Annotated in this window: 15 protein-coding genes; 7 read left to right on the top strand and 8 right to left on the bottom strand. The window is 44.9% G+C overall.

What is annotated here, in order from left to right; genetic code table 11:
* Positions 1-210: 210 nt before the first annotated feature.
* The 5 genes from ACYU87_RS25770 to ACYU87_RS25750 all read left to right on the top strand — a co-directional run bounded on the left by ACYU87_RS25770 (position 211) and on the right by ACYU87_RS25750 (position 4,672).
* Positions 211-1,305, top strand: a complete 1,095-nt coding sequence (locus tag ACYU87_RS25770) for a PDDEXK nuclease domain-containing protein (protein WP_461136880.1) — start codon at positions 211-213, stop codon at positions 1,303-1,305.
* A gap of 528 nt (positions 1,306-1,833) precedes the next feature.
* Positions 1,834-2,118 (top strand): hypothetical protein, encoded by a 285-nt coding sequence (locus tag ACYU87_RS25765; protein ID WP_461136879.1) that lies wholly within the window; start codon positions 1,834-1,836, stop codon positions 2,116-2,118.
* A gap of 164 nt (positions 2,119-2,282) precedes the next feature.
* The gene (locus ACYU87_RS25760; protein ID WP_461136878.1) at positions 2,283-2,672 is read left to right on the top strand and encodes a (deoxy)nucleoside triphosphate pyrophosphohydrolase; all 390 of its coding nucleotides are present in this window, start codon (positions 2,283-2,285) and stop codon (positions 2,670-2,672) included.
* 24 nt (positions 2,673-2,696) lie between these two features.
* Positions 2,697-3,740: a thymidylate synthase gene (locus tag ACYU87_RS25755; protein WP_461136877.1), complete on the top strand. Its 1,044-nt coding sequence runs from the start codon at positions 2,697-2,699 to the stop codon at positions 3,738-3,740.
* The gene (locus ACYU87_RS25750; RefSeq protein ID WP_461136876.1) at positions 3,737-4,672 is read left to right on the top strand and encodes an alpha-glutamyl/putrescinyl thymine pyrophosphorylase clade 3 protein; all 936 of its coding nucleotides are present in this window, start codon (positions 3,737-3,739) and stop codon (positions 4,670-4,672) included. The genes ACYU87_RS25755 and ACYU87_RS25750 overlap by 4 nt, the downstream gene beginning before the upstream one ends.
* A 45-nt stretch (positions 4,673-4,717) precedes the next feature.
* On the opposite strand, the gene ACYU87_RS25745 is transcribed toward ACYU87_RS25750, so the two are convergent.
* Positions 4,718-5,827 carry an ImmA/IrrE family metallo-endopeptidase gene (locus tag ACYU87_RS25745; protein ID WP_461136875.1) on the bottom strand — a complete coding sequence of 370 codons (1,110 nt, stop codon included), beginning with the start codon at positions 5,825-5,827 and terminating at the stop codon, positions 4,718-4,720.
* Positions 5,824-6,150 (bottom strand): hypothetical protein, encoded by a 327-nt coding sequence (locus ACYU87_RS25740; protein WP_461136874.1) that lies wholly within the window; start codon positions 6,148-6,150, stop codon positions 5,824-5,826. Before ACYU87_RS25740 ends, ACYU87_RS25745 begins: the two co-directional genes overlap by 4 nt.
* A gap of 934 nt (positions 6,151-7,084) precedes the next feature.
* On the opposite strand from ACYU87_RS25740, the gene ACYU87_RS25735 reads away from it, so the two are divergent.
* A protein-coding gene (locus ACYU87_RS25735; RefSeq protein WP_461136873.1) for an IS3 family transposase occupies positions 7,085-8,241 on the top strand; the annotation gives its coding sequence in 2 pieces (ribosomal slippage) (positions 7,085-7,349 and positions 7,349-8,241; 1,158 coding nt in all).
* 468 nt (positions 8,242-8,709) lie between these two features.
* Positions 8,710-8,910, top strand: a complete 201-nt coding sequence (locus tag ACYU87_RS25730) for a YodC family protein (protein ID WP_461136872.1) — start codon at positions 8,710-8,712, stop codon at positions 8,908-8,910.
* A gap of 139 nt (positions 8,911-9,049) precedes the next feature.
* On the opposite strand, the gene ACYU87_RS25725 is transcribed toward ACYU87_RS25730, so the two are convergent.
* The 6 genes from ACYU87_RS25725 to ACYU87_RS25700 form a co-directional block, all read right to left on the bottom strand.
* Entirely contained in the window at positions 9,050-9,457 is a 408-nt protein-coding gene (locus ACYU87_RS25725) for a hypothetical protein (protein ID WP_461136871.1), read from the bottom strand.
* 37 nt (positions 9,458-9,494) lie between these two features.
* A complete protein-coding gene (locus ACYU87_RS25720; RefSeq protein ID WP_461136870.1) occupies positions 9,495-11,060 on the bottom strand; it encodes a gliding motility-associated C-terminal domain-containing protein in 1,566 nt (521 codons plus the stop codon).
* 49 nt (positions 11,061-11,109) lie between these two features.
* Positions 11,110-13,155: a hypothetical protein gene (locus ACYU87_RS25715; protein ID WP_461136869.1), complete on the bottom strand. Its 2,046-nt coding sequence runs from the start codon at positions 13,153-13,155 to the stop codon at positions 11,110-11,112.
* Between the two features lie 186 nt (positions 13,156-13,341).
* Positions 13,342-14,166 carry a T9SS type A sorting domain-containing protein gene (locus ACYU87_RS25710; protein ID WP_461136868.1) on the bottom strand — a complete coding sequence of 275 codons (825 nt, stop codon included), beginning with the start codon at positions 14,164-14,166 and terminating at the stop codon, positions 13,342-13,344.
* Positions 14,167-14,236: 70 nt separating this feature from the next.
* Entirely contained in the window at positions 14,237-20,518 is a 6,282-nt protein-coding gene (locus ACYU87_RS25705) for a beta strand repeat-containing protein (protein WP_461136867.1), read from the bottom strand.
* A 69-nt stretch (positions 20,519-20,587) separates the two neighbouring features.
* A partial coding sequence (locus tag ACYU87_RS25700; protein WP_461136866.1) for an Ig-like domain-containing protein occupies positions 20,588-21,605 on the bottom strand: 1,018 nt, incomplete at its 5' end.

Here is a 21,605-nt window from a genome sequence, read left to right as displayed (position 1 = left end):
CTAACCGTAGGGGTTCTTAATCAAGTCAAACGTCTAGAAAGCAATCCAAAGCTAGTGCAGGCCTTCTTCAGCAAAAAGGAAATTGCCTTTATTACAGACTAATGCACGTATCAATAATGCGATTGGACGATTATCCAAAGTTCTAATCCACGAGCGGTTTGTACCGCTTTTTTCGTTTATTACAACTCTATGTGAGATACATTACTTTTTATGCAATTCTCTGAATTAATTGGCAAGTTGGAATCAATCCATTCCCAGCTTAGCCTTCAGGCTGTCCGGCAAGCAGATCAATTGTTGACTCTCCGCAATTACCTATTTGGCTTTTACATTGTAGAGTTTGAGCAGCATGGAACCGACCGCGCTGCCTACGGGCAACAATTACATAAGCGCCTGTCAGCAGAGCTACAAAAGCATTCCATTAAAGGCGTGTCAGATCGGTCGCTACGCCAGTATCGGCAGTTCTATTTGACCTATCCTCAGATTTGGCAGACAGCGTCTGCCAAATTCAAACTGCCTGATTTTGGGGTCAATCGGCCAATAGAAATCACCCATGCTGAAGCCATAGAACTGGATATACCCCTACTTGACCCAGCCTTGCTCCTGGATCGCTTAACCTATTCGCACTTTGTCGAATTATTAAAAGTCGATAATCCATTACTTCGTCGTTTTTATGAGGTTGAGGCCCTTAAAAACAATTGGAAGGTTCATGAGCTAAACCGGGCCATAACAACGCTACTAGCTGAACGTACCAGTCTATCAACCGATAAAGCTGCCGTGATTGCACGCATTCAGGAGAATCAACCGGCTGGACTGGAGGATTTAATACGGAATCCGTACTTGCTGGAGTTTCTAGGCTTACAGGAAAAACCAGAGTACACGGAAAACGATCTCGAAAAAGCTATCATAGACAATTTACAGGACTTCCTACTGGAATTAGGACGAGGGTTCTGCTTTGAGGCCCGGCAAAAGCGCATCAGTTTTGGAAATCGTCACTATCGAATCGACCTGGTTTTCTATCACCGGATTCTGAAGTGCCATGTATTAATCGATCTCAAAATCGGGGAATTCGACCATGCGGACGCTGGCCAGATGACCGTATATCTAAACTATTATAAAGCCAATGAAATGAGCGCGGGCGATAATCCACCCGTTGGTATAATACTCTGCGCCAGTAAAGACAATTCCCTAGTTGAGTATGCCACCAGTGGCATGGCAAATGAGGTGTTTGTATCCCAATACTTAGCTGAGTTACCTGATAAAGAGCAACTACGGTCATTAATCGAGCGAGAAAGCCGTGAGTTATAAAAATTGTTCATGGTACTGAGAAAGATGAAAGCAATGAAGGGTGTATAAAACGACTAGTTTTGTGGTCATTGAGTGTGAAGCTTATAAATAGTAACCACTTTTGGGTAATATGCATTAGTCAATTTCCCTATCCATTCCAAATGTATGATGATCACCCACGTCGACATTGTAACTACTGTCGAAAAGTTCATCCATAAATCCAATCCTGAAGACCGTTTTAGCTCGTTTGACTACTGCTACAATTATTTTCGGTTAACCAGACCCTATGACCTAACAAATGACTCCGAGATGAGCTGCTTAATCCTTGGCTTTTACCTGGCTAGTTGGGGTATGTTTAGAGGATCGAGTTTTCTGCTCAGTAAGAGTGCCAAATATTTTCAACCAACCATTGAATATATTGCTAGCTTGGAAAAATCTGTTTGGGAAATCGACGTAAACACCTACAATGATGAAAACATCCAAAAAATTATAGAGATCTATTCAGGCATTAGAAGTACACTTATAAAAAACAAGCAAAGCGACATAACCTTGATTACCAAACTGTTACTGGGCGTTTTTGGGCTTGTACCAGCTTTCGATCAGTATTTTTGTGATACGTTCCGGGCTATTTTTAAAAAGGAGAACGCCGGTTTCAGACGGATGAACGAGAAGTCTCTGACTCTAATTAAGGTGTTTTATACGCATTACCAGTTGCCCATTGATAAACTGGCTAGTTCAACCTTTACAACGGATTTTAAATCCGGCCTGAAGACCGATATCAACTACCCGAAAGCAAAAATTATTGATATGTATGGGTTTAGTGCCCGAAACTGAGACTGGAGGTCTACTATTTAACTTCCTGTTCGTAACAAACTATCAAGATAAATTTATTTAGTCAAATAGCCTTATTCATCTCCTCCTATCTATTTCGGGTTATTAGTAAGCATTTAATCAACAGTATTTTTCTAAATAATTTTACTTGGTAAATACATACAAGTATGATTGACGTTGTCGCAGGAATTGTTTGGAAAGACGGGCAAGTTCTACTTGCTAGACGAGGTAGGCAAAAGCATCTAGCCGGTAAATGGGAATTTCCTGGAGGCAAGGTAGAAATGGGTGAGTCTGCTGAGAATGCCTTAGAAAGAGAACTAAGCGAAGAATTAGGTATCAGAACCAGAACTGGTAATTACTTCGATACCAATATTCACCATTATTCTACTGTTTCTATCAAGTTACTCGCCTATAATTCGATCTATATTTCAGGAGAAATAACTTTAACAGATCATGATCAGGTTGAGTGGGTTAAAATTAATGATCTACTTGATTATGATTTGGCTGAAGCCGACATCCCATTCGTTCATAAATTAATGAAAATGGTTAATACATAGTGTAATAAAAACTATTTAATCCATATGTACATATCCGCACAAACGATAGATGATTTAATGTACTCGGTTCTTGGCCATCTCTTGGAAAGGGAGCCTAACATCTATTCATCTCGCTCAAAAGGAGTAAACTCAATTAATGGACTAGGCCCTAGTAGCGAAGTTATAGGCGCTTTGCTAAATCTCAAAGATCCTAGGCAAAGATTGAGTAGAGATGAAACAAAAGGCACTGTCTTCAGCGCATTAGGTGAATTATTATGGTATCTTTCTAAAAGAAATAATCTTGATTTTATAGCCTACTATATTAAAAAGTATAATAACGAAACTGAAGATGGAAAAACCATCTTTGGTGGGTACGGTCCTCGATTATTTGATCTTAGGGGTATTGACCAAATTGATAATATCTTGAGGCTATTAAAGGAGAATCCCACTACTCGAAAAGCAGTTATTCAACTTTTTAATGCAGAAGACCTAGTCGGAAAGCATCCTGAGATACCATGCACTTGTACTTTACAATTTCTTCTTCGTGACAATCGATTACATATGTTTACTACAATGCGATCTAACGATGCGTTTGTAGGGCTACCTCATGATATTTTTGCTTTTACAATGATTCAGGAAATTATAGCTCGATCATTAGACGTTGAACTTGGGGAGTATAATCATGCAGTTGGTAGCTTACATTTATATGAGAAGGATAGAAATGGAGCTAAAGAATATCAGAATGTAGGATTTCACTCAACAAAGTTTCCTATGTCTAAAATGCCTAAAGGTAGCCCTTGGAAGGAAATTGATAAACTATTAAATATAGAGGACGATTTACGCAATGGGAAAGAAATACAGCCGGCTATATTGGAACAATTAAATCCTTATTGGGCTGATCTCGTATATGTTTTGTATGCTTTTTCTCTTTCAACAAAAGGTAAAACATCGATCAATACTAATGATATAAAGAACTATATCGATCAATTAAAAACTGTAAGTAGTCAGCTAACAGATAAGTCCTATGCTATTTATATAAATAAAAGAGTTAATATTCTTGAAAATAAATTAGTTACAGTGACACCATGAGAGAAAAGAACCAAGAATTAACAAGCGAATTAAAAGAAAAATTAATCGATTTCAGTCATCATATACATATGCCTGGAATTAATACTACTCAAAATTTAGAGTGTTTGATTAAACAAATAGTTGATAGTGTAAGGCGCATTAAATATATTTCTTTAATTAAGGAAAATGTATACAAGTCGGCGCATATTGCAGATCCTAACTATTCTCATTTTGATCCAATAAAAGCAGCTATCTGGCATAAAAATCAAGGAAATATCGATGAAGCATTTTGGCTAATTTTTCTATTTGTTCATTTTGGTAAACACGCCGTAAACGAATGGAAATTAGTCAAAGATATTTACGGACAATTGGGGAGTGGGCAATTGTGGGACTGGGAGGCAATCAATAATGAACCAAATCTTTTCAGGGCTTGGCTTAATCAAAACCAAGAAGCCTTAAAGGGAGGGCGTTTTGGTAATCACAGAAAATACGAATCTCTAGATGCGCTCAAGGCTACAGGGACAGCCTCAATATTAGCCAGTTATGTTAACTGGGTCAGCCCTTATGGATCGCATACTCAGATGATTAATGCAGCAATAAATAGTGTAGGGGATGATGAAGAAATCCTATTTAATCACCTATATAAGTCAATGGGTGACGTTATTAGATTCGGTAGAACTGCGAAGTTTGACTATTTAACAATGATCGGTAAATTAGATCTTGCTAAGATAACCCCGGGTTCTGCCTATTTAAATGAAGCGACTGGTCCTCGCCGTGGAGCCAGTTTACTATTCGAAGGGTCTACTAAAGCAAAAGTTAGTGCTAAAGAACTAGAGGCCAAGTTACGAGAATTGAACGCTTACTTAGAATTATATTATGGCTGCCAAGTGCTCGAAGATTCTTTATGTAACTGGCAGAAAGACCCTACCACCTACGTTTATTTTAAAGGATAATTTTCTGTGGTGTTGAATTATCTACGTCAACACCACAGATACAGTTTACATTATTGATTCAAAGGGGATATCCTTCCAATCATATCTTTTCTTAAAGTTATTTAAGTAAGCTTTGCTTATATAACCAAAATGCTGCATTTGGCCAACCACAATGCCTGGAGAAACGCCCACTTCATTTGCAAAAGCTATTATCTTACGAGTATTCCCAGGTAAGTTTTTCAATCGATCATGAAATCTCTTGGGAATAAGTGTTTCTCCGGCAAAATCATTAGCCTCCTCTTCCTGATCTTGAACTGTTGAATTCGCAGCAGCTGCTCCCTCATCATTTGTTAATCCATCTACGAGGATACCTTTACTTTCATGTAGTAGAAGATGGCCTACCTCATGAAAAAATGTAAACCAGAATTGGTCATCAGAACGGTATCTAAAACTTAATACTAATAGAGCTTTATCCTTTGAGAGAAACTTTATTGCACCGTATGTACTAGTTGTTTTGGGAGTACGTACAATTGCCACTGCTACGCCACACTCAGCACAAATTGATATTAGCTTAGGGATGTATGTTTTTGGTTTTTTTTCCTTGGTTAACTTACGAAGTGATTCAATTGCTTCTTTTAATGCTATTTTATTCCAAGGTTTGCAGTTAATGGATTCTGCAATTTTTTCGCCTTGTCTCAACCAACAAGTTATAGGAATAAGTTTTGATTTGAATGTTGGGGAAGCTCTAAATGATACCGTTTCTCTGACGCGCGCTCCATATTGTTTATTCCATTGATCTACATTTTCAATATCGAAGAACTTCAAGCAAGCCTCAAATCTGTTATCAGTATCCTTTATCCAACCCAATTCAACCATCTCTTTAAATGGAATATCTTTCAGCCATTTATTTTCGTTAATTTTATCTATTGAAGAGAGTGATTCTCTGTATATTTTTTCTCTATTAAGCCAAAATTGTTCAGATGCACCTAAGACTTTTGATAACTGATTTGCTGTTGCTTCGGTTATAGGTTTACTTCCATAAATAAGTTGATGAACGCAATCAGCAGTTTGCCCCATTTGCTGTACAAATGTTTCGGTAGATATTTTCCGCTCACGTAGAATATCTAAAATCGTATTCCCGGGTTTGGATGCCCAATTTGGCTGAAAAGAATTCATTGTGTAATGATGTGCAGTTCGATACTCATTAATTTTATGCGATTGACAGATTCTTTATTTATTTCCCCTTGTGCGTTTTGAGTTATTTTCTTATTGACTGCAGAAAAATAAAGTGCGTAATTGTCATTTAAGTTGATTCTGAAGATAGTACCATCGAGTTGTGTTAGCTGGCCGATTATGATATCATCCAGTGATATTGCAGCCTCAAAATCAGCTATCCGATTATGTATAGCGTACGCAATTGATTCGCCATAAGTCTCAGTGGTTACATCATCATCTTCGCAGATTAGTCGTAATCCTGGATCATTAAATGTCACTTCCACTGGTTAGGGAAACAATTATTTCAATATTGTGAATAAGAAGTTGAACAATATTAAGATAATTATTTTCTCAATCAATAAAACCACCACAGGTTTATAAAAACCTGTTCAAAAAAAAGAGGGTAAACTTTTCATTCGCAATTTTCAATGTGGTAATATGAACAAAAATTATGCCATTAAATTATCACCAAAGTCTTGATTTTCAGGCGCTTAGATATATATTTTGTTGTCAATTCTACTCTTGCGTCGACCGAAAGGGGCCGCAAAGGTAGGTATTCCTTCTTGAAGCTTACATCGGCTGGATATTGGGTATCATATATAATTCCACGGCGGATGCTATTGTTTTAATAAAGGTTCGATTAAGACAATACTACTTTGTGCTTGAATCACTATCATTGGGTTAGCTAGCACATGTCGAATAAATCTGCTACCAAGCGTTATTAGCTGGTCAATATAAAACCAGATTAAAAAAAATGGCCAGCACTTTTTCGGACAGGCCATTTCTGAAATCGTTCATTAAAAGCAAAGTGAAGTTTATATATTGAACTTACAAAGTACTGATATTCAGAATTTTATGGACAAATTGACCTTTGGACAAAATCGTTCAGGAAAACCCTTGAACCGGTGAACGCTTATCCTGACTCATGGAAATAGTCTGACCCTTGTCTTGAAAACCAGGAAGCGTTTACAAAAAGGGGGTATACTTGAATTAGACGCAGGCTGTTGACAGGTTGCTTCAGAGGGCTATTTTTCCAATAGGATTGGGGTAGCTGACACATTTGAGGTATATCCGCCACCGAAGAGAGTTAATCGACTGTACTTTAGAAATTTGATGAGAAAGTTTATGCTCTTAACGTTCGTTTTAGAGAGCAAATAATTTTTGGAGCTGCTACATTTGATTGGACATTAAGTTAAGCCTCATTTAACTTAGTGAACCATGAAAACTACTAGAAGGCAGTACGACGAAGAGTTTAAAAAAATGGCCGTCGAGTTGGCCGATGCTAAAGGCTCACTGAAAGAGATGGCCCAAGAATTGGGGATTACTCCCCAGATATTGACCCGATGGCGTAGAGAACGAGCGGCAGCTCATGGCACCGGAACCGTCAGCCAGGCCCAACTTAGCCAAGAACAACAAGAAATAGTGCGGCTGAAAAAAGAACTCAAGCAAGCCGAGTTAGAACGCGATATTCTAAAAAAGGCGGTCGGCATCTTCTCCAGGGGCGACGGGAAGTACTCGGATTTATAAAGGCTCACCAAACCGAGTTTCCCGTTGAGACGATGTGCAGAGTTTTAAATGTGAGTCGCAGCGGATATTATTATTGGCTAGCTCAACGCCCCACTAAACGGGCAAGTGAAAACCAGGCTATTGCTCAGGTAATCAGTAGTTTATTCACCGCTAGTAAAGGAAGATATGGAAGCCCTAAAATTACTCAAGACCTTCGTGCTTTAGGCATAAAGGTGTCCAGACCTCGAGTAGCTAGACTCATGAAACAGGCCAACCTGAAAAGCATCGTTCATAAGAAATATGTAGTCACTACCACGGATTCGAAGCACACTTACCCCGTGGCCGAGAATCATTTAAACCGTCAGTTCAATCCTGTAAAACCGGGCCAGGCATGGGTTTCCGATCTGACCTATATCCGGACTGGTGAAGGTTGGCTCTATCTAACCGTCATTATCGATTTGTATGACCGGAAAGTGATCGGTTGGGCCTTGAGTAAGTCGATGAGAGCGGCTGAGACGACCATTCCTGCTTGGCAGATGGCCCTAAAAAACCGGCCCATCGAACGGAAGTTGATCTTTCACTCGGACCGAGGGGTGCAATATGCTTGTCATAGCTTTACCAAGCTGTTGAAAAAACGATCGTTGGTTTTGCAAAGCATGAGCGGAAAAGGCAACTGCTGGGATAATGCCGTGGCGGAAAGCTTCTTTAAAAACATCAAGTCAGAGCTGATCTATCAACAGGATTTTCAAACCCAGGCCATGGCTAAACAAGCCATCTTCGAATACATTGAAATATGGTACAATCGCCAACGTAGACATTCAGCGTTAGGCTATCTTTCCCCTTTTGATTATTACCAACAAGTTGCTTAAAGATTTGTCCAGTGTTTTGTTGCAAGTCCATTTTTAAAATAATAGATACCTTAAAACATATATTTTCACCAATACGTGAACAAAATTTTGTATACTTATGAGTGTTTAACAAAAAAGGAATTTCACTCTTAACTACTAACTAATTATATGTGTAATAAAAAGTTTCGGTCAGAACGAGATCTCCCACTTCTCCAACTGTAGCAACAATACAGTAACGATCACTAGCACCTTTAATGGGAAGACGACTAACTAGTGCGGGGAGCAGATCCTGAAAGACAATCAATTGATAGACAGCACGGATGAACTACACGGTTTATTCATCAACCCCTGTATGTACTTAAGTGGCGTTACTTTCGTTTATGTATGTAACTAATAACAGATTGAACTATTTCTTAAATAAGCTTATTCTTTCCTACAAATCCATGGTTTCAGAATGTCTTTACGTCGCAACTATAATTGAATACTTCAATGCAAACACAATTCAAACTTGGTGATCTAGTTCAACTCAAATCCGGTGGTCCAATCATGACAGTTAGTAAGCTAATCGATTCCGTTCAAAATAGTAGCGTTGAATGCGTTTGGTTTAATGGTACCAATTTGGGTCCTTTATACGCAACATTTTTAGAAACAACACTAGTGGCCGACGAATTGAACACACATGATGAATGACAAGGAGTGCCTTTTATCAAGTCAATGATGTTGGTGCTTAAAAAATAGTTCAGTCTCCTCAATGAGTTAAACCCTTGTATGGCTTTCGCCAACAGCCGCAATGTATATAAATATGTATCATATGATAATTTTATCAAATTTAACCTGAATTAGATGTTAGTTCATATTTACTTAAATAATTACTGACCTGGCTTAGTTCATAGTGACGCCAACCACGGTGATCTTTCATCAACGATTGTATTCGATACTTACCAATGTGAGTTTCCTTTATGAGTCGTTTCCAATCTTGCTCCGGTAAGGATTGCAAGTGCTCATTGAGTAGTCGAAGGTGTTTTTCCAAATCTATGGTGACGCCAATAATGATAGCCAGTTGGCTCAATTCATCAGCTCGCCAATCCGACTTTTTTAATTTTCTACTAAAGACATCATAAGATAACTTCAACTGATCTGCTAATTTGGTATGACTAAGCCTTTTTTCCACCAATATTCTCAGTATTGCTGCACGAGCGTTCAGGTAAGACGATATTAGTTGATTCACCTCGATCATAGACGTGTAAATAAGTAACAACCAGATGTAATTTGACCTAGCGGATGATTTGTATACTACCTGAATAAGATACATAGGGAGTTCTAAGAACGTAGTGGTATAGTCCTGACTCAACAGGTACTCCATTGACCTCTGCATTCCAGGGGACTTCGTACTGCGATTGCTCGTAAACTATATTGCCCCAGCGATTAACAATCTGCATCTTACATGGCTGATGATAATCAATATTTTGTATAAGCCATGTATCATTCATGCCATCCTTATTTGGTGTAAAAGCAGTTGGTATAAAAAGAGCTGGTATTAATTTTACTGTAACCGTATCACTAGCGATACACCCTTGATCACTTTTAACGGTTAACGTGTAGCTGGTCGTCTTCTTAGGCGTAATTACTGGATTCCGCACCGTGGACGAACTCAATTGATCAGCTGGTGACCAAGTAAAGGAAGTCGCGTTAGTAACGTGAGGTTCCAAAATGATCGATTGCCCAGCAACCAGAGGAAAAACATTCCCAATCGTGACAGACGTTCGCTCAGCCTTACCAACGTCAATTAAACGGACTGTATCTGATGAAGCGGAGCACCCATTGATCATCAAGTGAACAGAATAGTAACCACTTTCCCTAGCCGTAAATTCTGACTGAGGACTCCTAACCAAAGGTTTATTGTTAAGTATCCATTGATACGACGCATTTGGTACCGGTAAAGCTGACAAGATAACGGGCAAGGGTGTGCAGGTCTCCCCTGTGTACATTATCTTAGCCGTGGGAGTAGCCTTGACGAACACGAACTTCGTAGCAGTAATGAGTTGGCTTTCACAGGCAGTTGCTCCAGCATTTATCAACTTTACACGGATTCGGACCGGATAACCTGTTGATTTGTTGGGAAAGTAATAGGAGAATGTGGGTGTCGTCGATTGCAAACCAATAGGTTGTTCGTCCGCAAACCATTGATATTGGTAAGTAACCTTGGGTACTGTTTGGGAGAGCGCAGCGCGAAATTCCAACAATTGTTTCCCACAAACTGAATCGGCCGAAACGAGAATCTGCACCGTAGGCACTTCATCTAGATTACCCGAATATACATTCCCTGATGCCCCTAAAAGCGATAAACTGTTCCCTACATTTATCCCTTTTGAATTGGGTGTTTTAAATTCATCAAGTCCATTGTTGAGGAGTTGGGCCTGCCCTAAACAAGTGCCCTTTCGTTTAAATTGAAATAAAAGGATATCCTGCCCAGCGTTTATATCAAATAAGACGGTTGGCGAATTATTATTAATAAAACTGAAAAACAAATAATCACGATCTGTATTTTCATACGGGGCATCAACACGATCTACCTGACGCCAGTACATATTCGGAATCGGAGAGACTAGATCAGTAACCCCGAATCGCTCTTGAGCCAGTCCATGAGGAACGGTGAGCGTTACTTGCGCTGTGCTGATGAGAGCTGCCCGCCCCGTGTAGGTAACTGTCGAGCGCATATAGACTTTATACGTAAGACCATCGGCATCTAGCACCAAGCGTAAATTCACCTGTGCGTTAGCAGATAGCCCCACCAGTACGAATACTCCGATTCGGCATATGTGCCCAATCAGGGTATTCATACGGAAGTAATACGAAAAATCACGCAACCAGGGGTGAACGTACATGGTATCAACGGGTTCGCTTGATAACAAATGGGATGCAACGGACAGGCTGACAGCAACTGCCTGCTGGACGCATTCGCACCAGAAGAGGACAACAGCCGCTGGCCGGGCAGTTGACGTTAGTAACGACAGTGTAAGTGCCCTCCTGATTGATGGTTAAACTAGCCGTTGTCGCCTGTGCGATGGGCTGCCCATTTCGGTACCACTGAATAGTCGTAAAGGTGCCTGTAATACTGGCTACAAATGACTCACCGGAACAAAGATCAACCGGAACAGAAAAACAGGTTCGAGCTAGATCATCCTCGCTAACCGAATGATTATCAGGTGTTGAATCTGGATCATACTGGCCGGAAGCAATTATTTCATTTTCAATGCTGGCGATACCTTCCATCACTGCCGACAGGGTGACCGTTAAGGTAACACTTTGCCCGGCCGTCAGGCTGCCAATTTTCCATAAACCTGTTGCTTGGTTGAACGACCCCTCAGAAGCTGACAGGGACGTGATTGGCTGACCAACAGGCAATGTAACGCTCGACACAATTCCTGTAGCCGTGCTGGGGCCACTGTTAGTAACGACAATACGAGCCGTAACAGCACCGTATTGATTCGGTGCCTGGTTCGATACACTGATGCTTGTCGACAGATCGGCAGTAGCACTGACTGGTAAAGTTACTTGTCCCAGTACGGTGATCAATTGCGTATAGCTATTATTACTAGGATTATCGCCCGAAGCTGCGGTAAGGCTGCCACCCACTGAAAGCTGTACAGGCGTTGTCAATGTGTTGCTACCTGTAATCGATAACAGTAAGCTAGGAAGCGCGCTACCGACGGCGATAGACATGCTGTTAGCACAGGTGACTGACTGACCGTTCGATTGGGTAGCCGTCGTACAACTCCAATCTGTTCCAGCACTGCTGGTGTAGGTCAGCCCAATCGGTAATAATGTTTGTACTGTAGTTATCCCTACATAAGGACTCGTCCCTACATTACTGACCGTCAGCGTTAAGGCACTTGGAACAGCCGGTGTGAGCGAAGCTGGACCGCTTACACCTATGCTTAAATCAGCTGTACCCGAAACGGATGCGGGTTGAACAGAAACAAGCTGGCTAAACGTATTATTAGTCGTATTCAACTCACCGCCGCCACTAACAGTTCCTGACAGGGTAAACGTTTTGGCTGTTACTAGGGAAGCCGAAGCGGCCAGCGACACATTAAAACTACTACTGGCACTAACTGACAAGGCGGCACTACTGGTACAGCTAATTGGCGTCGTACCTCCCGATGGTGTTCCTACACTACAACTCCAGCCCGCCCCCGACGAACCTGTATACGATAGCCCATCCGGTAGTGCCGCTGTTACAGCGACGATGCCTGCTGTGCTTCCCAAGCCTGAATTAGTCACCTGGATTGCATAGGTTCCCGAATTCCCCGCCGTTAGGGTTGAAGGCCCTGTTATAGAAGCTGTCAAATCTGCAACGGTTGTACTGCAGGCAGCTCCTGTACCGTAATTACCTACGTATGCATTGCCTGGGCCATGGCCCAGGATAGTTATCTGATTACCCGGGTTAGTATTCTTAGAATTGGGCGTTTGAAACGGATCTGATTCGTTGTCAAACAGCGTAACCGCTCCCAGGCAGCTACCTGTATTTTTAAAAGAGAATAATTCGATTTCCTGATTGGCCGCTATATCGAATAAAACCGGGCTGGCGCTTCCGCTAAACCCAAACGACAGATAGTCGATGGCCGGATTTTCCGTTGGCGCATCTACGCGTGCATTCTGACTCCAGACCATGGATTGACTTCCAACCGCTCTGCCTTGTAGACCTGTTACCGTAAATTGTGCGTTGCCTACACCATGCGGGACCCTTAATGTAACCTGAGCGGTACTAATTCGTCCTGCATTGCCCGTATATGAGCTTGTTGATGTCATGTAAACCCGGTACGTCGATTTATCCGTGTCCAGTCCAACACGGTACTTAACCTGAGCGAGTGTAAAGCTGCTGCTCATACTAATGAGCAGCAGTGTCCACAGTAGTCTAACTACTTTTTTCATATTGTCCTGTATTTATCTAGAATGCATGAAGATTTCGGAGGTGTTGACCCGTGGATTTCGAAGCCAATTGACCACTAGCCGTTCTGACTAAACGCACAATTGAATTACTGTTGGAAAAAAATTAAGATGGTCAGTTCTCCGAAATTTCCAGAATGCACACTGTAGCTCTTGCAGATATATTATTACTTATCGAGCTATCAGCATCTTCTGGCCTGGCCCCAACCTAATTCCTCCCCGCTCTAAGTAAATAATATACTGGCCCACAGGTAGTTGTTCGACACTTAGCTCTTTCGAATTGGAACCGCTCCGCATGTAGGACGTTTCTTGGCTTACTATCTTACCCGTGCCAGCGTCCGCTACCAATAGAGCAATTTGGCCTTCAAAGCCATTCAGGTAGTTGACCCAGGTCACGGTAACTCGATCTTTGGCAGGATTCGGATAGACCTGTTTTAACCCCACTTTCTTATTGCCTGGTGTATCATCCGCCAAATTGCCTGTGTAGGCATTGGTCCGTCCAAATCCAAGCACACTGATGTGATTCTGAACATTGAACTTATTTCCTTTTGTGAGAACAAGAGGATCTTTGTTATTATCGATTAATTGAACGCTGGCCGCTTCCTCTCCTACATTCTGGAATGTGAACAGAGGTACTTCCTTACCAGTCGCGTAGGAAAATTGGCGTGTGGCCATTGATTGAAGAGCAACGGATACATAATCGTAATCAGAAGCCCCATCAGGACTCTTGATCACTGTCCCCTTATCCCAGTCGACCTCCGGTTGCAAGGACTTGATAGAACCCAGGACAAAGCCCTCGGTGGCCTTAACCTTCATAGTCACCTGCATGGTACCTGTGATTGCCTGCCGGTCAGCCAGCGCCTTATCGGGAACTAGGCTGACCGTATACGTACCGGCGTCTGAACGGGTTAATTTGAATTTTACCTGTGCCTGAGCTGATAGGCTCAATCCGCTCACGATGAGCGCTAAGCAAAACGTTTTTAGCGATGTATTCATGGTAAGAACGAGTTTTAAGATAAGTAGTAAAGTAAGCCGGTCGAACCGTTCAGTTCGACCGGCCTAAGGATTAAGGCAAATGCTGCCGAACAATGAAATTGGCCAATGTTCCTGTGTTATCAGGATGCCCGATCACATTGAAGAAGATAACATCCACTTCATTGGCAGGGCCCTGGAAAATAGAGACCCCGTCCATGTTAACGTCGGTTACATCGTACCCAGTAGTTATGAAGTTGGCCACGTACCCTGTATTCCCCCCATCGCTCAATACCCGGTAGAAGACAGGATCAATATCGGTACTGGGGCCTTGGAAGATTACCTGATTATCTCCGTTCGTGTTACCTGCCCAGAGCATAGCGGTTGTGTTGCTAGTATAAGCGGGCTGGTTTCCAGCACCTGGTAGCTTGTACAGGTTTGCTGGATTGGTCAAATCAACGGTGGTTGTCGTCGGCGTGAGCACCTGCGCCTGGGCTGACATTACCCCGAGGTGATTCCGGTGACGAACGACAACGAAGTATGATCCCGACGTCAAATAAGAAAACGTGAGGGGCGAAACGCCATCTGCTGCACTGACGACATCACCGTCTCGCTGAATCAGCGCTGGCTTGGTCGCTACAATTGTAGCTGGGTTGCTCGCACTATGCAACTCGACCATCACCCAGTCAACAATGGCATTGACGCCTGTTACGCTTAGTATGGCTGGGGTGGTCGTTTCATTACCACTATTGATGAAGGTATACGTCGAATTACCTCCAAATGGACCACCATAGGGTTGGGTCAATGGGATTAGGCCCTTCTGACGTAATTTATCCTGCATCAGCCCGGTTGCACCCTCATAGGCACCCTGTAGCAACGCTTTCACGGCCAAACTGACACCACCGGGCTGTACAACGCCTGCATAGGTCAAATAAGCCACATTATTGGACAGGACTGTTTCTCCAGCTACGGGAGCCACGCTGGCACCAAAGCTCAGATTCGTATACCCAACGGCACCGATCTGGGGTACGATGGGTATAACTAACCCTGTCACACTACCCACAGCTAGACTGGACGAAGTAACGCAGCCGACAATCGTTCCTGTTGTATTACAGGTCCATCCATTAGTTGTGAACGTCGACGTACTCGTCGTGAAATTAACGGGCATAGCAAACGTAAGCGAGAGGGGGCCTGCGGCACTTGCTTGTGGTCCGTTGTTGGTAACAGCAATTGAAACGCTCGCGGGCTGACCAGCTATCAACGTAAAGCTTTGTACAGGGAAAGACACTGCCAAATCAGCTCCGGTAACCGTACCGGAATAATTAAGGGTACCAACGTTATTGGATAGTACGGTCTCACCAGTGGTCTGCTGTACATTAATCTGGAACGATGGGTTGATCAATCCACCCGCCTGATTTGTCGGCAGTACTGGTATCGACAGGGAGGAAGAAGCCCCAATGCCTAATCCAGTCGTATTCGTACAATTTACTACGTTCGAGCTCGTCGTACATCCCCATGTATTGGTCGTAAAGTTGGCCATACTCGTGGTAAAGCCTGTCGGCATTGTAAATTGAAGCGACAGGGTTCCCGTCGTAGCAGCGGTTCCTACGTTAGCGACATTGAATGTCACATTCGAGGTCTGTCCCACAGCTAAACCGAATGACTGGCTCGGAATTGTAACTGCCAAATCAGGGATCGGTGCGGGTTGAACGGGCGTAGTCATTATTAATGAGCCGCTGTTGTTGCTCACGTTCGTTTCACCCGTGGCAGGATTGACATACAGGCCCATAGTGATCAAGGAATTGGCCAGTGATGCGCCCGGTGTGACAGGCACGTTGACGGTTGCACTTTGACCTTGAGCCAAACTTAAGCTAGTATTAACAAACGTGATAATTACCGAGCCGTTCGGCTGATTTACCTGCGACTGGACAGCCCACCCGGCGGGTAATTGAGCCGCATTCAGCGTCAAACCAGCGGGGAAGGCAACCTGGAAGGATATCGGGCCAGCAGCAACAGCATTACCAATGTTCTGAATGATAATCGGCAGATTAGATGTCTGCCCTACCATCAACGCTGGCTGTGGCTGGCTACCTCTGATGACCAGGTCAGCAACCGGGGCCGTTTGAACGGCGACGGACGTAACGATCGTCTGAGTTGTCGAGTTAGACTGCCCCTGAACCGGTAACACGGTTACCGTGAAGGTAGGCTGCGTTCCAACGGAGCTACCATTCGGCGTGATCGGTATAGCGAGCTGAACCGTACTACCTGCGGCAAGACCACCCGTGTTCTGCGAGGTTAATACCACGACCGTGGTACCGTTTGGCCCGGCGGAACTACCGGTTAGAACCCACCCACTGGGCAGACTCAACTGTGCCTGATTTAATGAAACGCCAGTGGGCAAAACCACTTGAGCGGTCAGAGGACCTATCGCCGTTCCGTTCCCGATATTCTGGATCGTCACCGGGATAATTGACGTTTGACCAGCTACCAACGCTGGTGTCGGCTGACCCACTGTCAACAGTATGTTAGGAGCCGTGATAGCGGGTGCCGTGTAGGTTCCTGTACCGGGTGTCGGCTGGCCCGTTGGCTGAATGACAACAGTAATAACAGGCGTTGTTACCACAGCTGGCTGACTCGTCGTAACGGGTAAGCTTAAGCTTAGTTGACCACCATTGGCTACTATTGACGCCGTTGGGTTGACCAATGTGTAAATCGTACTGCCATTTGGTCCTGCTACACTGTTGCTTATATTCCAACCGGCGGGCAATTGCCCCTGAAGAACCGAAATACCAGCCGGGATGCTAATCGTTGTGCTGATAGGACCGTTTGCTATTGCATTGCCGATATTGGTGAATGTAATAGGAATAACAGACGTTTGTCCAACCGATAGTGGGGGAACCGGAGCGCCAATGGTCACGGTGACATTCGGAGCGGCAGGCGCAATAACAGGACTTGATGCCGTAACTGTGGTCACACTAGACGGATCTGTGGGTAAAACAGGGGCAGTGACAATCACGGGTAGATTCTGACCAACGAACGAACTACCAGGCAAAATGGGAATGACCAATGCCGTGTTGCCACCGATCGGCAAGGTAGCCGTAGGGGTAAACAGCGTGTACGTAATGGTTCCGTTTCCATTTGTCTGTTGACCGGTCAAAGACCAGCCCGACGGTAATGTACCAAGTGTTACACTAGCAGGGAGCGTTACCTGTGTCGTTAATGGGCCGGTATAAGGAGCCGTACCCGTATTGGCAAACACGATCGATGCACTACCTGGCTGGGTGGCAGTAAACTGAGCTGGTAGCGTAAGTGTCGTAACAATTCTGGGGGCCACCGGCGTTACAGTTAAGCTGCCGACATTATTAGTCGCATTTGTTTCACCGGTAGCAGCTACTACACTAGCCGAAATAGTACTCGTCAGGTTCGCGTTCGCGGCACTGGGGGTTACGGCAATTGTCAGCGATAGGCTCTGCGTCGAGTTTAAGCTGGATGCTGAGTTGGTCAGTACCAGCGTTGTCGTGCCATTCGAGTTGAGCGTACTTGATTGAAGAGACCAACCCGGAGTCAAACTCAATTGGTTCGCCGTGTAGCCTGCTGGCAACACAAGTTGGGTTGTAATTGGTCCCTGAGCGATGGCCGTTCCGACATTGGTGACGTTCAGGCTTAAAATGGATGGTTTGGTGACTTCAAACGCGGGGCTCGGACCGTTTAGGGTCAACTGTAAATCAGGCATACCCAATGAAGCCGTTGCCGTAGTGCTGTTATTAGTTACGTTGCTCTCCGACACGACCTGCGTAAGGACAGCCTGGAAGGTAGCAGTACCTGAAGCCGTTGGTGCAATGTTGACTGGTAGATTCAATAGTACATTACCAGCCGGATTTATCCCGTTTGTATTCGTGTAAAGCAGCGTCACAGTGGTAGCACCTCCTGTTCCTGTAACACTGTTTACGAGTGACCAGCCACTAGGAAGACTGGATGTATTCAGTACTATGCCAGCAGGTAAGGCTACAGTAAGCGTCAGGGAACCTGTTACAGAAATTTGTCCAACGTTATTGATCGTCAGCGGAAGTTGAGCGCTCTGTCCTGGTTGCAACAGGGGGAACTGGCCAAACGCTACGGCCAGATCAGCACCCAATACAACACTGGTCGTCTGGATCGTGGCCACGTTATTGGCAACATTGGTTTCGCTGCTGGCTACAGTAACGGTTGCGCTGAAAGGCAGCTGCTGACCGATAACAGAACTTGAGGGAGTGATTGGAACCGCCAGGGATAGGGCATTTCCTGATGATAGGCTGTTAGGAACAGAGCATGTCACTAATTGCCCCGTCGTAGAACATCCCCACCCACCGGCAGCGGTGAACGTTGACGGCGCACTTACGCCAGCCGGAAGGGTCAGTGAGACAGTTTGTGGACCAACAGCAACGCCTGCCAGTAAGTTGGTCACGTTAATAAGCAGCGGATTTGTCTGACCAGCGGCCAGTATACTTGGCTGTTGAATAGTAATAGCCAAATCGGAGAGTTGAACGGCTACTGTCACCGTCGTTGGACCCGTCGTACAGGTCGGGCAAGGTATTGACGTAACAGTCGTTGCCGAGCCACCACCGGTTACTGTAGCACTGTTGGGCTGTGTGCCAGCGGTGGTGGGATTAACGCGTATGCTAAACATTGTGCTGCTGCCGACAGCAATCGGGATTGATCCGGAGCAAGTTACGTTCTGACCGCTCGCTGAACAGGTCCATCCGTTTCCACCACCGGATATAAAGGTCATACCGGCTGGCAACACATCACTCACCGTAATAGCACCCGTTGTTGCTCCATTCCCAGTGTTCGACACCGTGAATGTATAATCGAACGGTGTATTCTGAATGATTCCGGAGGGAGCCTGTTTGAGCAGCGTCAATTGGGGTTTTGGACAGCTCACCGGGCAAGTGTAATTACAGGACCAGGCATTGGCTAACCCGTTTCCTGCAACAGTCATCTGATTACCTGGATTCGTCGTTGTCGAAGCTCCCTGGAACGGATCAGCCAGGCTCCACAGTGCTAATTCACCCAGGCAACTTGCTAACTGAAAGCTGAAAAGAGGAATTTCCTGCTCCGCCGTAATCGTGAATAAACTCTGGCTGGCACTTTGACTATAACCAAAGGAAGCATAGTCTTTTGAGGGGGCTTCTGACGGGGCATTAACGCGGGCATTCAAGACCCAGTTCATACCCGTCTGTAGGTTTATGAGGTTCGTAAACTGGGTTCCAGTTGGTATATTCAGTGTGATCTGAGCCGTAACGACGCGGGCGGCATTACCCGTATACGTATTGGCAGATTTCATATATACGGTGTAGGTAACACCATCGGCGCCTAATTTCAATCCGTAACGAACGCCTGTCCCGCAATCCGTACCCGCTACGCAGGCCCCCGCTGGGCTAACCGCGCTTGAGGGTGTAGCCGGGCTTGAGGTGTTATTTGATGTATTGCTATCAGGAGTTGGCGAACTAACCGACGCTACAAAGGTAGGTGTAGTGCCAGTCGCCGTCGCGAGTGGCGTGATGGGTACCATTAAGCTAGTCGTTGTCCCTGCATTGATGGATACTGGAAGGGTACAATTGACGGTCTGTCCGGTCGTTGTACAGCCCCAACCATTGGTCGAAAAGCTAGCGGGTGCTGTGATCCCCGTTGGCAAGCTGGTCATCACGGCTACAGGGCCATTGGCCGTGGCTGTACCTACATTACTAACACTGACGGGTAAACTAACCACTTGACCCACCGTTAATGGAGGTACCGGTCCCGTCGATATGACTAAATCTGGGGCTCCGCAACTGGTTGCAGTACCGGCATTTGCCAAATATGCATTACCAGCTCCAGCACCGAGTATTGTTATAGCATTTCCAGGATTGGTACTGGTCGATACTCCCTGAAATGCATCCGTTGTCGACCATAACGCCAATGAACCAGGACAGGTACCATTATCCGAAAAGGAGAAAAGTAATATATCCTGATTGGCTGGAATGGCAAATAAGGTTGGCGTCGCGCTTTGATTAAAATTAAATGAAAGATAATCGAAAGCTGGGTTTTCGGTTGGCGAATTTACCCGTGTCGATGCCGTCCAGCCCATTCCCTGATAACCGGTTACGGCAGGGGAACTGGCTCCCTGAACCAGGCTTGGTAGCGAACCGGTCGGAATCCGTACGGTTACCTGAGCTGACCCAATGCGGGCGGAGGTGCCGGTATATGATGTGGCGGAACTCATAAAGACCCTATAAGTTCCACTGACATCTCGCGTCAGCTTGTAGCTGACTACAGGCGTGGCCGCCTGAACATTGATCCGGCCCAGTATGACCAGAAAGGCTAATGCTAGCCAGGTTCGTAAAAGTTTCGTGTACATTCGTGTGTGATTAATTGTGGAAGAGTAATAAGGCTCCCTCCCCCCGGATTGGACGAGGGAGCCTATGCATCAGGGGAGTTGCTGCTTGATTATGAAATTGATATATTGGTTGGCATTATCAGGGTGAGTCAGGATTTCAAAGAAGATGTAATCAACTTCATTGTTCGGCCCTTGAAAGATGACCCGACCATCCATGTCTATATCGTTGTTTGAGTAGACATTACTTCGAATGAAGTTGGTAAAGCCAGCCGTATTGCCCACATCGGATAGTACGTCAAAGAAGATCGGATCAGCATCATTTCCAGGACCTTGCATTATTATCTGATTATCTCCTGACGTATTGCCAGCCCAGAGAGCGAAAAACCCGTTCTCCCGGACCTGGGGTGCGGTCGTGCGCTGTACGTTTCCCACCGGGAACTGATAGGTTGCCGTGGCGTTCGTAAAGTCAACCGTAGACAGGGCAGAGGTTGAGATCGGGTTCGCCGTCATCACACCCAGGTGGTTTCGGTGCCGAATCGCTACATAGCAAGCCGCTACATTATTTAGGGCATTGCTGGTAAAGTTGAGCGGAGAAACGCCATCCATACCCACAATATCACCGTCAGCCTGAAGTAGTGCCGAATGAGTCGCCAACACCATAGCCGGATTTGATGCACTCCGAAGCTCCACAAAAATCCAATCAACAATAGCATTAGTGCCCGTTACGGATAGCACAGTTGACGGATTGCTAATGGTTTCACCACCACCACCTACTTGAGCAAAGCCTTGTGACGTATAAGGTTCCTTCGTCGGAATCAAATTTTTGCTCCTCAGATCATCCCGCATGCGGCCTGCTGTTGCACTGTTGATCAATGCTCCCTGGAGCAGTACACGTACCGATAACTGAACAGAGCCTGCAGCTGTGAAGCTGGTCGTGGTCGTGGCCGTGCCCCCTGGATTAGTGGCTGTTACCGTCAAGGTCACCGGACCGGTGGTTACACTCACCACGCAGGAGAAACTGCCCCCCGCCGTGGCAGTAGTCGAACACAGCGTCGCATTACCCGGTCCCGTGATGGCAACCACCGAACCCGGCGTGGCCGTGCCGCTC

It is taken from the genome of Spirosoma lituiforme (assembly GCF_054776635.1).
This window is presented reverse-complemented; position numbering and strand designations above follow the sequence as displayed.

Excerpts from the sequence above, each read along its gene's own strand:
- ACYU87_RS25715 (WP_461136869.1), bottom strand. The coding sequence starts at position 13,155 with ATGAAAAAAGTAGTTAGACTACTGTGGACACTGCTGCTCATTAGTATG.
- ACYU87_RS25750 (WP_461136876.1), top strand. The coding sequence starts at position 3,737 with ATGAGAGAAAAGAACCAAGAATTAACAAGCGAATTAAAAGAAAAATTA.
- ACYU87_RS25705 (WP_461136867.1), bottom strand. The coding sequence starts at position 20,518 with ATGTACACGAAACTTTTACGAACCTGGCTAGCATTAGCCTTTCTGGTC.
- ACYU87_RS25755 (WP_461136877.1), top strand. The coding sequence starts at position 2,697 with ATGTACATATCCGCACAAACGATAGATGATTTAATGTACTCGGTTCTT.
- ACYU87_RS25730 (WP_461136872.1), top strand. The coding sequence starts at position 8,710 with ATGCAAACACAATTCAAACTTGGTGATCTAGTTCAACTCAAATCCGGT.
- ACYU87_RS25720 (WP_461136870.1), bottom strand. The coding sequence starts at position 11,060 with ATGAATACCCTGATTGGGCACATATGCCGAATCGGAGTATTCGTACTG.
- ACYU87_RS25710 (WP_461136868.1), bottom strand. The coding sequence starts at position 14,166 with ATGAATACATCGCTAAAAACGTTTTGCTTAGCGCTCATCGTGAGCGGA.
- ACYU87_RS25760 (WP_461136878.1), top strand. The coding sequence starts at position 2,283 with ATGATTGACGTTGTCGCAGGAATTGTTTGGAAAGACGGGCAAGTTCTA.
- ACYU87_RS25725 (WP_461136871.1), bottom strand. The coding sequence starts at position 9,457 with ATGATCGAGGTGAATCAACTAATATCGTCTTACCTGAACGCTCGTGCA.
- ACYU87_RS25745 (WP_461136875.1), bottom strand. The coding sequence starts at position 5,827 with ATGAATTCTTTTCAGCCAAATTGGGCATCCAAACCCGGGAATACGATT.
- ACYU87_RS25770 (WP_461136880.1), top strand. The coding sequence starts at position 211 with ATGCAATTCTCTGAATTAATTGGCAAGTTGGAATCAATCCATTCCCAG.